Source organism: Rhodococcus sp. 66b (genome assembly GCF_002076325.1).
GTDB lineage: Bacteria > Actinomycetota > Actinomycetes > Mycobacteriales > Mycobacteriaceae > Rhodococcus_F > Rhodococcus_F erythropolis.
Window position 1 is genome coordinate 291,114 of the sequence record NZ_MUZB01000005.1, and the last position, 12,568, is coordinate 303,681.

General features: G+C 63.6%; 13 protein-coding genes. 9 read left to right on the plus strand and 4 right to left on the minus strand.

All coding sequences use genetic code 11. The features are described from left to right. The first annotated feature begins 13 nt into the window (after positions 1-13). Genes B0E55_RS11625 through B0E55_RS11635 form a run of 3 tightly spaced genes read left to right on the plus strand, consistent with a single transcriptional unit; the run spans position 14 to position 2,810 of the window. Positions 14-928, plus strand: coding sequence for a glycosyltransferase family 2 protein (locus B0E55_RS11625; protein ID WP_019747765.1), 915 nt, complete (start codon positions 14-16; stop codon positions 926-928). Further along, positions 925-2,007 carry a sugar phosphate nucleotidyltransferase gene (locus B0E55_RS11630; protein WP_019747766.1) on the plus strand — a complete coding sequence of 361 codons (1,083 nt, stop codon included), beginning with the start codon at positions 925-927 and terminating at the stop codon, positions 2,005-2,007. Before B0E55_RS11625 ends, B0E55_RS11630 begins: the two co-directional genes overlap by 4 nt. A 32-nt stretch (positions 2,008-2,039) precedes the next feature. Then, positions 2,040-2,810: an SGNH/GDSL hydrolase family protein gene (locus B0E55_RS11635; protein WP_021343710.1), complete on the plus strand. Its 771-nt coding sequence runs from the start codon at positions 2,040-2,042 to the stop codon at positions 2,808-2,810. On the opposite strand, the gene B0E55_RS11640 is transcribed toward B0E55_RS11635, so the two are convergent. From B0E55_RS11640 to cofD, 3 genes are read right to left on the minus strand one after another with little or no spacing between them, the layout of a single operon-like run. Continuing rightward, entirely contained in the window at positions 2,801-3,361 is a 561-nt protein-coding gene (locus tag B0E55_RS11640; protein WP_019747768.1) for an NUDIX hydrolase, read from the minus strand. The genes B0E55_RS11635 and B0E55_RS11640 overlap by 10 nt on opposite strands. Before the next feature lie 3 nt (positions 3,362-3,364). Beyond that, positions 3,365-4,750, minus strand: a complete 1,386-nt coding sequence (locus B0E55_RS11645) for a coenzyme F420-0:L-glutamate ligase (protein WP_070386883.1) — start codon at positions 4,748-4,750, stop codon at positions 3,365-3,367. Further along, positions 4,747-5,739 carry a 2-phospho-L-lactate transferase gene (gene cofD / locus B0E55_RS11650; protein ID WP_080909741.1) on the minus strand — a complete coding sequence of 331 codons (993 nt, stop codon included), beginning with the start codon at positions 5,737-5,739 and terminating at the stop codon, positions 4,747-4,749. The genes B0E55_RS11645 and cofD overlap by 4 nt, the downstream gene beginning before the upstream one ends. Positions 5,740-6,119: 380 nt before the next feature. On the opposite strand from cofD, the gene B0E55_RS11655 reads away from it, so the two are divergent. Continuing rightward, positions 6,120-6,398: a WhiB family transcriptional regulator gene (locus B0E55_RS11655; protein WP_020907098.1), complete on the plus strand. Its 279-nt coding sequence runs from the start codon at positions 6,120-6,122 to the stop codon at positions 6,396-6,398. A 195-nt stretch (positions 6,399-6,593) separates the two neighbouring features. Here B0E55_RS11655 and B0E55_RS11660 read toward each other — a convergent pair whose 3' ends face one another. Further along, entirely contained in the window at positions 6,594-7,082 is a 489-nt protein-coding gene (locus B0E55_RS11660; protein WP_003940797.1) for a metallopeptidase family protein, read from the minus strand. An 80-nt stretch (positions 7,083-7,162) separates the two neighbouring features. Between B0E55_RS11660 and B0E55_RS11665 the strand changes: the two genes are divergently transcribed. The 5 genes from B0E55_RS11665 to B0E55_RS11685 all read left to right on the plus strand — a co-directional run bounded on the left by B0E55_RS11665 (position 7,163) and on the right by B0E55_RS11685 (position 12,544). Further along, complete coding sequence (locus B0E55_RS11665; RefSeq protein ID WP_198538411.1) at positions 7,163-7,549, plus strand: DUF3499 domain-containing protein; 387 nt, start codon at positions 7,163-7,165, stop codon at positions 7,547-7,549. 127 nt (positions 7,550-7,676) lie between these two features. Beyond that, positions 7,677-9,050 (plus strand): phosphomannomutase/phosphoglucomutase, encoded by a 1,374-nt coding sequence (locus tag B0E55_RS11670; RefSeq protein WP_080909743.1) that lies wholly within the window; start codon positions 7,677-7,679, stop codon positions 9,048-9,050. Positions 9,051-9,213: 163 nt separating this feature from the next. Then, positions 9,214-10,308, plus strand: coding sequence for a hypothetical protein (locus tag B0E55_RS11675; RefSeq protein ID WP_021332559.1), 1,095 nt, complete (start codon positions 9,214-9,216; stop codon positions 10,306-10,308). After that, the gene (manA, locus tag B0E55_RS11680) at positions 10,309-11,556 is read left to right on the plus strand and encodes a mannose-6-phosphate isomerase, class I (RefSeq protein WP_080909744.1); all 1,248 of its coding nucleotides are present in this window, start codon (positions 10,309-10,311) and stop codon (positions 11,554-11,556) included. Positions 11,557-11,584: 28 nt separating this feature from the next. Further along, entirely contained in the window at positions 11,585-12,544 is a 960-nt protein-coding gene (locus B0E55_RS11685) for a cation diffusion facilitator family transporter (RefSeq protein ID WP_080909745.1), read from the plus strand. The last annotated feature ends 24 nt before the right edge of the window (positions 12,545-12,568 follow it).

The window sequence follows — 12,568 nt, forward strand, 5'->3', positions numbered from 1 at the left end:
TAGGCTGACCGGCGTGAGTCCCAAGCTGGCCGTGGTAACGGTGACGTACTCCCCAGGCGAGCATCTCGAGAATTTCTTGAGCACGCTCGCCGCGGCGACGACAGAAAAACCCCAGGTCATCATGGCCGACAACGGGTCGACCGATGGTGCGCCGGAGGCGGCGGATGCCAAGTACGAGCATGTTCGTCTGCTTCGTACAGGGGGAAACATCGGCTACGGCGGAGCGATAAATCGGGCTGTGGCGGAGATCGATTCGTCGATCGAATTTGTCGTGATTTCCAATCCTGACGTCCAATGGGCACCCGGTTCACTCGACGAATTGGTCGCTGCGGCAAATCGGTGGCCAAGGGCCGGTGCACTGGGGCCGAAGGTCCTCGAACCGGACGGCAGCGTCTATCCGTCGGCACGAACGGTGCCCGACATCACCTCGGGCGTCGGGCACGCGTTGCTCGGCACCGTGTGGCCGAAGAACCCGTGGACTGCCCGTTACCGTCAGGAGAACGAGGCCGTCACCGAGCGCTCCGTCGGTTGGCTTTCCGGGTCGTGCCTGTTGGTCCGACGTGATGCCTTCGACGCCATCTCCGGGTTCGACTCGCGATACTTCATGTACATGGAGGACGTCGATTTCGGTGATCGCCTCGGAAAAGCCGGGTGGCTCAATGTCTTTGTTCCCTCCGCTGTCGTGACCCATGCCAAAGGCCATGCGGCAGGCCGGCATCCGGAACTGATGCTGCCCGCTCATCATCGCAGCGCATACCAGTTCCAGGCTGATCGTCATCCGCACTGGTGGCAGGCTCCGCTGCGACTTGCCTTGCGCGGTGGCCTGGCCGTGCGGTCCAAGATCGCCGTAGCTTCTGCTGTTCGCGAGCGCGCTCGCACCGACGACTCGACCGACAACCCATCAGTTTCGAACCACGGGGGAAAATGATGTCCGATCCGAATCCGACCGACGCCGTAATCCTGGTAGGCGGCAAGGGCACTCGGCTGCGTCCGTTGACGCTGTCGGCGCCCAAGCCGATGCTTCCTACCGCCGGCCTTCCGTTCCTGACGCATCTGCTTGCCAGGATCGAGGCTGCCGGTATCAAGCACGTGGTGCTCGGAACATCTTTCAAGGCAGAGGTATTCGAGGACTACTTCGGCGACGGCTCCAAGATGGGGCTCGAGATCGACTACGTCTTCGAGACCGAGCCGCTGGGCACCGGTGGCGGAATCCGCAACGTACTCCCGAAGTTGCGCGGCGACAACGTCATGGTGTTCAACGGTGACGTGCTCGGTGGCACCGACCTGAACGCCATTCTCGAGACCCACGAGAAGACGGACGCCGACGTGACCCTTCACCTGGTTCGTGTGGGAGACCCGCGTGCATTCGGTTGTGTTCCGACCGACGAGGACGGACGAGTCTCGGCATTCCTGGAGAAGACCCAGGATCCGCCGACGGATCAGATCAACGCCGGCTGCTACGTCTTCAAGCGCGAGATCATCGAACAGATCCCGGAGGGACGACCGGTATCGGTCGAGCGCGAGGTGTTCCCGAATCTCCTGGCCGAGGGCAAGCGGGTGTTCGGCCACGTCGACTCGTCGTACTGGCGCGACATGGGAACCCCCGAGGACTTCGTTCGCGGTTCCGCCGACCTGGTGCGGGGCATCGCGCCTTCGCCCGCTCTCGAAGGTCCGCGCGGCGAGTCGCTCGTTCACCCCGGGGCGGGAATTGCACCTGGCGCCGTCCTGATCGGCGGCACGGTTGTCGGCCGTGGCGCAGAAGTCGGCGCAGGTGCGCGCCTTGACGGTGCGATTCTCTTCGACGGCGCCGTTGTGGAAGCCGGTGCGGTAGTCGAACGATCGATCCTCGGATTCGGCGTCCGTATCGGACCACGAGCACTGGTCCGCGACGCCGTCATCGGAGACGGCGCGGACATCGGTGCGCGGTGCGAATTGTTGCGCGGCGCACGTGTGTGGCCGGGGGTGACGCTGCCGGACGGTGGCGTGCGCTTCAGCACAGATGTGTGATCGTTAGCTGACCTACTGGAATACTGGCGGGTATGACTTCTCTTCCGAGCCGTTACGTTGCCCTCGGTGACTCGTTCACCGAGGGCGTCGGCGACGCCGACGAACGATTCCCCAACGGTCTGCGCGGGTGGGCAGACCGAGTGGCCGAGCAGCTGGCGGTGAACAACCCCGAGTTCCGCTATGCCAACCTGGCGATTCGTGGTCGCTTACTCGGGCCGATCATCGACGAGCAGTTGGAACCCGCTCTGGCGTTGAAGCCCGATCTGGTGACCGTCTACGCCGGCGGAAACGACATGATGCGTCCGAAGCTCGACATCGACGCGATGGTCGCCCGCTACGATTCGGCAATCGGCCAGCTCACTGCTTCCGGTGCGCGGGTTCTCATGTTCACCGCGTACGACACCGGATGGTCCGCCTTCTTCGGCAAGCTCCGCGGACGCCTGGCGATTTACAACGAGCTCGTTCGCGAGGTAGCGGACCGCCACGGCGCGACCCTCGTCGACTTCTGGCGATTCTCCGAATATCAGGACCTACGGATGTGGGACTGGGATCGCCTCCACATGTCGCCCGCCGGGCACGAGAACATGGCGACGCGGGTGCTCGACGTACTGGGCGTCGACCACGGATTGATCGCGCCCGACCTCGGGCCTGCGCCGGTTCTCACGAAAGCGGAAACTCGTCGCGAGGATCGTCAATGGGCGCGAGAGTTCTTGGTGCCGTGGGTAGCTCGGCGCGTGAAGGGAACATCTTCGGGCGACGGCGTGAGCGCCAAGCAACCCGAGCTGTCTCCGATTCAGTCCTGATTCTTGCGCTGATGGGCGAGCGCTACCAGGTGGTCGATGGTCTCGCGTTCGGCAGTCGGCGGTAGCGCGTCCACCGGCCACCACCGGAGGTCGGTGGACTCCGCGCTGCGGACGATATGTGAATTGTCCGGCGCCACAACAAGAAACCGTAGATCGAGATGTCTGGTCGGGACCCCGAGCGAGCACGTGATCGGATGTGTGTGGGCGGAGAGTAGGTCCGCGTCTATCCGAACGTCGTGAATTCCGGACTCCTCACGAGCCTCCCGCAATGCCGCATCGACTACCGTCTCGTCGTCGGGCTCGCAGTGACCTCCGAGCTGAATCCACCTGCCCACCTTGGGATGCAGGGTCAGTAAGACGTGGCAGCCACTCTCGTCGAGAACCAGAGACGACGCGGTGATGTGTCCTGGGGCATGGCGACGAAGGCAGCCGTCCGGAGCCGAATCGAGGAACGCGAGCATCGTGTGCCGCAGTGACTCGTCCGCTTCGGAGGACGTCGACCAGCCCTCCAGGACGCCCTTGGCGGAGGCGTGCAGCGATTCGGCTGACATGACCTACAGCTCCACCAACGCGTCCCCGGGGGCGGAGACCGTGCGCGGAGTCAGTGGTTCGAGGGGGTACCCGATTGCGACTGCGCCGAGTGGCTGCCAATCGGCCGGGAGATCGAGTTGTTCGCGTACGAGGTCGGCGGCGAAGATCGTCGATCCGATCCAGCAGCTTCCCACGCCGCGTGTGGCCAGCGAGACCAGCAGTCCCTGCACTGCCGCGCCGGCAGCGACGGTGAACATCGTGGACTCCGCCGCGGTACGTCGGGCATCCGGATAACTGTGTGCGCCGTCGGGCACGCAGAAGGGAATGACGACCTCGGGGGCATCGAACAGGATGTTTCCGCGGGCAACCCGCGCGTCGACGGATTCGTCGCTACGACCGTCCGCACGCAGATCGGCGGCCCACTTCTCACGCATCTGCTCGAGGAGCGACGTGCGGACCGACGCGGTCCGCAGCCACACGAATCGAACAGGCCTCGTGTGGTGGGGTGCTGGAGCGGTGAGTGCCTCGGCGATCGAGCTGCGAATGATCTCCGCGTCGACGGGATCACCTGCGAACTGCCGAACCGACCGACGCAACAGCAGCGCCTGGCCGCGGCCCATCGCCGTAGCCTCCTCGGTTCCCAGCCAGAACAGATCGTCCGGGCCGCGACGGATCAGATCCTGGCCACTCGAACCGTCGTCCTCGAATCGGAGTCCTCGCACGACGGCGACGGGAACGCCGCCGAGCTTGCCCTTGACCAGATCGCCCGCAGCGGCGATCTCGTCCGCGATCGCGATCTCGGTGACGATCAGATCGTTGCCCTGGCTGTCCTGTGCCCCGAGGTAGCCGTGCAGGACCGGAATGCCGGAGGAACCGATCGCGGCATCGGTCTGCCCGTTGCGCCACGCACGACCCATCGTGTCGGTCACGACGACGGCGACGGACTTGCCCGTGCTCTCGAGAATTCGGGCACGCAGCCCCGCTGCGCTCGCATCGGGATCCACGGGGAGCAGGGCGAGTTCGGCACCGTCGACGTTGGAGCCGTCGATGCCCGATGCGGCCTGCACGATGCCGAGTTTGTTCTCGGTGATCAGAGTGCGGCCCTTGCGGGCCACGACGCGGACGGCTTCCTGATCCACCAGGAGGCGTCGTGCTGCGTCGCGCTCTTCCGGATCGGTCGGCGAGGAAACGATGCGACCCTCGACTTTTGAGAACACCTTGCTCGTGACGACAACGACGTCGCCGTTCTCGAGCCACGGTGTCGCGTCGACGACAGCGGCGGCCAAGTCGTCTCCGGGTCGGAACTCGGGAAGGCCGAGCACGGGAATGACTTCGATTGCGGCGCCGGGGGAGTGATCGCCGGGGGAGTGATTTCTGTCGCGGCTTGCTTCGGTTCCGGGCTCGGTCACAGTTCGACTCCGGCGATTTCGAAAGCCGTTCGAACCATTTTTGCGGTCTCTTCGGGGGACGTCATCAAGAGTGGGATGCTTCGCACGTCCACCCCGTCGATGTCGGCCGTGTCACCTTCGTCGACGAGCCAGCCGTCGAGAATGCCGTTGATCGAGCGAGCTCCGTAGTGGCGACCGATCGCCTCGGAAGTCGTCTCGACCCCGATCACTTCGAGGCACTCGTCAGCCATGCCGCGCAACGGTTTTCCACCGATGACGGGGGAGAGGCCGACAACCCTGGCCGCGGTGGTCCGCAGGGCTCCGCGAATGCCGGGCACCGCGAGGATCGCGCCGACGCTCACGACGGGATTGGACGGTGCGATCAGCACGATGTCGGCACCGTCGATCGCCTCGACCACCCCTGGCGCGGGCTTGGCCTGCTCGGCGCCGACGTGAGCGAAGCTGTGAGTTTCCACCTGTGCTCGATGGCGTACCCACCACTCCTGGAAATGAATCGCCTTCTGTTCACCGTCTTCCGGATCGGTGATCACAACGTGTGTTTCGCTGCGGTCGTCGCTCACGGGAAGCAGTGCGACACCCGGATTCCAGCGATTGCACAACGCTTCGGTGATCGCGGACAACGGATATCCCGTGCGGAGCATCTGGCTGCGAATCAAATGCGTTGCGATATCGCGATCTCCGAGGCCGAACCAGTCCGGCTTCGCTCCGTATGCCGCGAGTTCTTCTTTCGCATTCCAGGTTTCGCCGGCGTGCCCCCACCCGCGTTCGGTGTCGATACCGCCGCCGAGTGTGTACATACAAGTGTCCAGATCGGGGCAGATGCGCAGACCGTGCATCCAGACGTCGTCTCCGACGTTGACGACGGCCGTGATGCGATGTGGGCCTTCGTATTTCTCGAGGGATTCACCACCGGCGATTCCGAGCGCATTTTGCACACCTTGAAGGAAACGGGCCCCGCCGACGCCGCCAACCAATACAGTCACGTTCACGACAACAGAGCCTAGGCGGTCGGCGCGTCGTCGTGTCTGGCGGGCAGAAGGTCCCGTCAATTGGGGGCCGGAATACTAATGGATTCATCTCGTTTAGCTTGACCGCGACACGCTGGACGTGTGTAATCTCAAATGTGTCATTCCAACCGCTACTTGTGAGTTCACTTGCAGCGGGGCCGGTTTCGAACACAGTTTCGAACGGTCGACGGGGTGGGGTTGAAGATGGAGTGAAAATTCTGCGCTATTACAGGTGAGGAGGCGGAACGATGCCCAATGAAAATGTCGAGATCAGTTCTCTCGCAATGACAGTAAGCGACGAACCGCAGACCGATTCCCGAGCAGGCGCAGCAGAAGGTGCCTGCAGCAGTGAGTTCGACGGTATGAGTACTCGGCCAGTGCTGAGTCTCGTCACCGGCTTCGAAGAATTGTTCGACACCATCGAGGATCAGTGGCAGGAGCGTGCTCTCTGCGCGCAGACCGATCCCGAAGCGTTCTTCCCTGAAAAGGGTGGATCGACGAGGGAAGCAAAACGGATCTGCCTCGGTTGTGAAGTTCGTGACGAGTGCCTCGAGTACGCGCTCGCGAACGACGAACGGTTCGGAATCTGGGGAGGGTTGTCCGAGCGCGAGCGTCGGCGACTCAAGCGGGGGATCATCTGATCTGCTGCTGAATCGGTTCTGTCAGCGTCGGGGCTGACGGGCGGTCTTCGAAAGTCTGACCTGCAACGGGGAATTGCAGGTCAAGCAACGACTGTTTTGTTCTTCGTGTGGATTTACTTCTTCGTGTGACATCAGTTTTTTCGTCTGACGGTGCGTCAGTCCTCGTCGGGCAGTATCAGTGCTCGTCCGGCAGTATCAGTCCTCGTCGGGCAGTGTGGGGTCGATGACCTGTGGGTCGACGCCCAGATACGTGCCGACTTGATGGACCAACACGTCGTGCACCAGATCCGTGAGTTCTTCCGGATCCTTCGCGCGCTGCTCCAACGGGCGGCGAAACAGCACAATTCTTGCGCGAGTCGTATTTCCGTGACGGTCGATTCCGGCGGGTATCAGTCGTGACAGTGGAACCGGGCCGTCTGCGATGACCTCCGGCGGCCATGTGACCGACTCCGGATCGTGCGCGTGAATCTTCGGAACTTCGTCCACCGCGATGTCGAGTTTCGTCAACCGGTCGTGCCACGCGAGGTCGACGGGCGAGAAGGCGTCGAGCACCAGGAGATCGAACTTCTCGGCCCGGGTACGCCTGGCCGGCACCTCCGGGGGAAGTAGTGGTCCGCGCAGGCCACGGCCGTGTCGCTCGATGGAACGAGTGGTGACCGAGCGTCGGCGGCGGGCTTGTGGCATGGCGCCCAGATTACGACAGAAGAAACTGCTCGGTGTGTCCGAGTAGGTTCCGGACGTGGGGAGGGCTAGGCTCCGTACCTGTGAGATCTCTGCGTCGCTGCTGCCGCCCCGGGTGCAAGAACCCCGCCGTCGCGACGCTTACGTATGTCTACTCGGACTCCACTGCGGTTGTCGGGCCGCTGGCAACCGTCGCCGAGCCCCATTCATGGGATTTGTGTGACACTCACGGCTCTCGAATCACCGCCCCCAAGGGCTGGGAACTCGTCCGCCACGAAGGCGGATTCGCGTCGAGCACTCCCGACGAAGACGATCTGACCGCTTTGGCCGAAGCTGTACGTGAAGCCGGTCTCGGAGATCGCAACAAGTCCAACGTCGACGCAGATGAGGACATACGTCCCGCGGTTCCGAGTACTGCCCGTACAGGGCGTCGTGGACACCTCCGCGTACTGCCCGACCCATCCAACTGACGCGAGATTCGTCGCCGCAGACGCTAGGCTCGACCGAGTACTTCCACACCCGAGTACTGCGAATCTCCGGACGCCATGCGCCCGGACGTTCCCGTCTGTGAGGGTGCATGCACAAGGAGAGTTTTCAGTGGGGCGAACAGCCGAGTCGGTTGCTGCAATCATCAAGGCGTACGACGTGCGCGGCGTGGTCGGTGAGCAGATCGACGAAGATTTTGTCCGCGACGTGGGAGCGTCGTTCGCCCGTCTGGTCCGTGACGAGGCCGGCGCAGCCACGACGGTTGTGATCGGCTACGACATGCGTGCATCGTCGCCCACACTGTCTTCTGCTTTCGGTGACGGCGTGCTCGCTCAAGGACTCGACGTCGTCTACATCGGATTGGCGTCGACCGACGAGCTCTACTTTGCATCCGGTTTGCTGAACTGCCCGGGCGCGATGTTCACGGCGAGCCACAATCCGGCCAAGTACAACGGCATCAAGATGTGCCGGGCCGGCGCCAAGCCCGTCGGTCAGGACACCGGCCTGGCAGTCATCTCCGCCGAGGTCGTCTCGGGTGTTCCCGCGTACGACGGACCGGTAGGTACCGCCAGCACGAAGGACGTCCTCGAGGAATACGCGAGCTACCTCCGCGGATTGGTCGACCTGGCTGCGTTGCGCCCGATGAAGGTCGCAGTCGATGCAGGAAACGGCATGGGCGGCCATACCGCGCCGGCCGTATTCGGGCCGATGCCTCTCGAAGTCCTCCCGCTCTACTTCGAGCTCGACGGCACGTTCCCCAACCACGAAGCCAATCCGCTCGATCCGGCCAACCTCGTCGACCTGCAGGCCTACGTGCGTGAGACCGGAGCAGACATCGGCTTGGCTTTCGACGGTGACGCGGACCGTTGCTTCGTCGTCGACGAGAAGGGCGACCCCGTCTCTCCGTCCGCGGTGACGGCACTTGTCGCCAAGCGCGAACTCGCGAAGGAACCGGGCGCGTCGATCATCCACAATCTGATCACGTCGCGGGCAGTGCCCGAACTGGTCGAAGAACTCGGCGGCGTCGCGATCCGTACCCGAGTCGGCCACTCGTTCATCAAGCAGGAGATGGCCGAGACCGGTGCCGTCTTCGGCGGCGAGCACTCAGCTCACTACTACTTCCGCGATTTCTGGGGCGCCGACTCCGGCATGCTCGCGGCGTTGCACGTACTCGCCGCACTGGGCGAGCAGGACCGTCCGCTCTCCGAGTTGATGGCGGAGTACACCCGCTACGCGGCCTCGGGTGAGATCAACTCCACGGTGGCTGACGCGGCCGATCGCACTGCCGCTGTGCTGGCAGCATTCGCGGACCGCACCGAGTCGGTTGATCGCCTCGACGGTGTCACAGTCAGTCTCGAGGGAAATGCCTGGTTCAACTTGCGCGCGTCCAATACCGAGCCTTTGCTGCGACTCAACGTCGAAGCACCCACGTCCGCCGATGTCGACGCATTGGTGAACGAAATTCTGGCGATCGTCCGGGCTTGAATCCGAGTCTGATCGGTTTGTCGGTGAGCCGAAGCCCTGGGATAGTTGGGGGACTATCTCGGGAACGACTGCCTCGGGAACGAGGGCTTTGCCACCACGGACCGCGTAGAGCTGGAATGCTGGATGGTGCGGGAACTGCTAACGGAGAAGGGGGTGCGGTGAGATGACAGCGCCGATGCCGCTTCTCGACCTCGACGACAGCGAGGGTTTGTCGGCTGCCGATTCGGAAGGGCTACTGCGGTCTGTGGCCATGGGGGGCGCACAGATTCGGGCCACCGCATCGGCCGTCGGCGAGGGCGTGATCTCTCGGCTGGCCGGCCTGCGCCCGCGCAGCGTCGTGCTGATTGCCGGTGCCGGTGGCGCTCGGCACGGAGCCAGGATCGCGCTTGCTCTCGTCGGAGATTCGGTCGGTTGTCCGCTCCTCGTACTCGACCGGACGCCGTCGTGGGCCGGACCGTTGGACGTGATCGTCGTTGCCGGTGACGATGCCGGTGATCCGCGCCTGGTCGAATCCGTCGACAGTGCAGTTCGCCGTGGCGCCGAAGTTGTTGTCGCCGTTCCGGACGAGGGGCCCATGCGGGCTGTGGCGGCCGGGCGCACCATGTCGTTGCCGCCGCGGCTCTACGCCTCGCCGAGGCACACGATGACGCGGTTCCTCGCCGTCTTCCTCGCCGTTGCCGCCGAAATCGAGGGCAAGGGATCGATCGAGGACCGTTCGGCGGTGCTCGGTCGGATCGCCGACGCCGTTGATGCGGAGGCGCTGCGGGACGGGCCGGCCAACGAGGTATTCCACAACCCGGCCAAGTCGTTGGCCACCAGAATGAGCGGCCGGCGAGTCGTTCTGTGTGGGAGTGGTTCCGTGACAACAGCACTCGCAGAGTTCTCGAGCGTTTCGCTGATGAGCTCGGGCCTGAATGCCGCTGCCGCCGAGATGTCGGAGGTGATTCGTTCGGCACGAGCTCTGTTCGCGCCGGACGCAGCTTCGCGTGATTCGGTGTTCCACGACCCGTTCTTTCACGATCCGCAACTGGACGGCGCACTGCCGACCCCGCCGGCGCGGGCGTTCGTCTTCGCGACCGAATCCACGCGCGGGGAGGCGAGACGCCGGATGGACGCACTGGCCGACGCCGATCTGGTGGTGGCGGCAGACGAAGACCAGACCAACGTGGTGATATCGGAGATGGAGCAGGTATTCGTGTTGGCGTCTCGAGTAGACATGGCCGCGGCGTACGTGCAGTTGACGGGCGGTGCGAAGTAAGTGCGTGAACTCGAAGGTGCACTTCGTTCTTACGCGTGGGGCTCGCGAACGGCAATTGCCGAACTACGCGGTCTTGCGACCCCGTCGAATCATCCCGAAGCGGAGTTGTGGTTGGGCGCGCACCCGGGTGACCCGGCGCGCGTGATCACCGAATCCGGAAGCGAGTCGTTGCTCGAGGTTCTGCACCGCGAACCCGAGCGAGAACTCGGCCGTGAGAACCTCGATGCATTCGGTGAGCGACTCCCATTCCTGCTCAAGTTGCTTGCGGCGGAAGAGCCGCTGTCGCTTCAGGCGCATCCCAGCGCCGTTCAAGCCGACGAGGGTTTTCGTCGTGAGAACGCACTCGGCGTTCCCATGGAATCGCCGATTCGCAACTACAAGGACGGCAGCCACAAGCCCGAACTCGTTGTCGCGCTGAGCAGATTCGAAGCGCTTGCCGGATTCCGCGAGCCGACGCGGACTGTCAAACTGCTGCGCGCTCTGGCCGTCGACGAGTTGGAGCCGTACATCGGTCTGCTCGAAGGCCAACCCGATTCCGACGGACTCCGGGCGTTGTTCACGACATGGATCACGCTGCCGTCCACGGTGCTCGGGACGTTGCTCCCTGCCGTGCTTGCCGGGTGCATCACCTACGTCGCGCACCACGACGCCGAATTCGTGACCGAGATCCGTACCGCGCTGGAATTGAGCGAGGCGTACCCCGGCGACGCCGGCGTTCTGGCGGCACTACTGCTCAACCGCGTCACACTCGAGCCCGGCCAAGGACTGTTTCTCGCTGCGGGAAATCTCCACGCGTATCTCCATGGACTCGCGGTCGAGATCATGGCCAACTCCGACAACGTGCTGCGCGGCGGGCTGACGCCCAAACACGTCGACGTGCCCGAACTGTTGAGGGTTCTGGACTTCGTCGGGGCCGATATCGACGTGCTCGATCCGGCCCCGTCGCCAGGATCAGGTCAGTCAGGATCAGGTCAGTCAGGGGCAGGCAGATACGAGTACGTCACGCCTGCGCCCGAATTTCGTTTGACGCGTCTGGAGTTCGACTCGAATGCCACCGACCTCGTTGTCGAAGCCGGCGGCCCGCGGATCCTGATCTGCACCGACGGCGCGGTCACTGCGACGTGCGGTGCCGACACTCTCGACCTCGATCGGGGCCGAGCCGCGTGGATTGCTGCCGACGAGCCCGTAGTTCACCTGACCACACGAACCCCGACTGCGCAGGTTTTCAGCGCAGTGGTCGGTCGATAGGAATCTCGGTCGATAGCGAGGAGACATTGTGTCGGCTCATGGTGGCAAGAAGGCAATTCTGGCGGCCCTCGGAGCCAATGCCGGAATTGCCGTAGCCAAGTTCGCCGGATTCTTGATCACCGGATCGTCGTCGATGCTCGCCGAATCGGTGCACTCGGTGGCCGACACGTCCAATCAGGGTTTGCTGCTCCTGGGGCAGAAGAAGGCAGAACGTGAGGCCGATCAACTGCACCCGTTCGGTTACGGGCGCAACCGGTACTTCTATTCGTTCGTCGTTGCACTGGTGCTCTTCACCCTCGGTTCGCTGTTCGCGATCTACGAAGGTATTCACAAGATTCAGCATCCGGAAGAACTCAATTCGGCTTTCGTGGCAATCGCGATCCTGTTCATCGCGATCTGCCTGGAGGGCTACAGCTTCCGGACCGCAGCGAAGGAATCACGACCGCTCAAGGGAAATGTGTCGTGGTGGAACTTCATCCGAACCTCTCGTAGCCCGGAACTCCCGGTTGTGCTGCTCGAGGACACCGGCGCATTGATCGGTCTCGTCCTTGCACTCGGCGGCGTCGGCCTCACGATGGTGACCGGAAATCCGGTCTTCGACGGCATCGGAACTCTGTGCATCGGTGTCCTGCTCGGCGTCATCGCGGTCATTCTGATCATCGAAATGCAGTCGCTGCTGATCGGTGAGGGCGCAACGGCGGTGGAGACCGAACTGATCCTCAACGCACTGGTCGACGGAACTCGTATCGAACGCGTCATTCATTGCAAGACGCAGTACCTCGGTCCCGAGGAGATCCTTGTTGCTGCCAAGGTTGCGGTGCCGGTCGGATCGACGATCTCGGATGTGGCGACGGCGATCGACGAGGCCGAGTCTCGCGTGCGCGCTGCAGTGCCTGCGGCGCGGGTGATCTACCTCGAGCCGGACCTGGATCGTCTCAGCGCAGGAGATCGCCCTGAAACAGATCTACAGGCTCCCGACAAACCCTGAACAAAGCCGCGCCTGCGGGCTTAG

What these genes read in the sequence shown, in the direction of transcription:
- B0E55_RS11655 (WP_020907098.1), top strand. Translation starts at nt 6,120, where the DNA reads ATGAGTACTCGGCCAGTGCTGAGTCTCGTCACCGGCTTCGAAGAATTG.
- B0E55_RS11630 (WP_019747766.1), top strand. Translation starts at nt 925, where the DNA reads ATGATGTCCGATCCGAATCCGACCGACGCCGTAATCCTGGTAGGCGGC.
- B0E55_RS11660 (WP_003940797.1), bottom strand. Translation starts at nt 7,082, where the DNA reads ATGCCACAAGCCCGCCGCCGACGCTCGGTCACCACTCGTTCCATCGAG.
- B0E55_RS11640 (WP_019747768.1), bottom strand. Translation starts at nt 3,361, where the DNA reads ATGTCAGCCGAATCGCTGCACGCCTCCGCCAAGGGCGTCCTGGAGGGC.
- B0E55_RS11675 (WP_021332559.1), top strand. Translation starts at nt 9,214, where the DNA reads ATGACAGCGCCGATGCCGCTTCTCGACCTCGACGACAGCGAGGGTTTG.
- B0E55_RS11635 (WP_021343710.1), top strand. Translation starts at nt 2,040, where the DNA reads ATGACTTCTCTTCCGAGCCGTTACGTTGCCCTCGGTGACTCGTTCACC.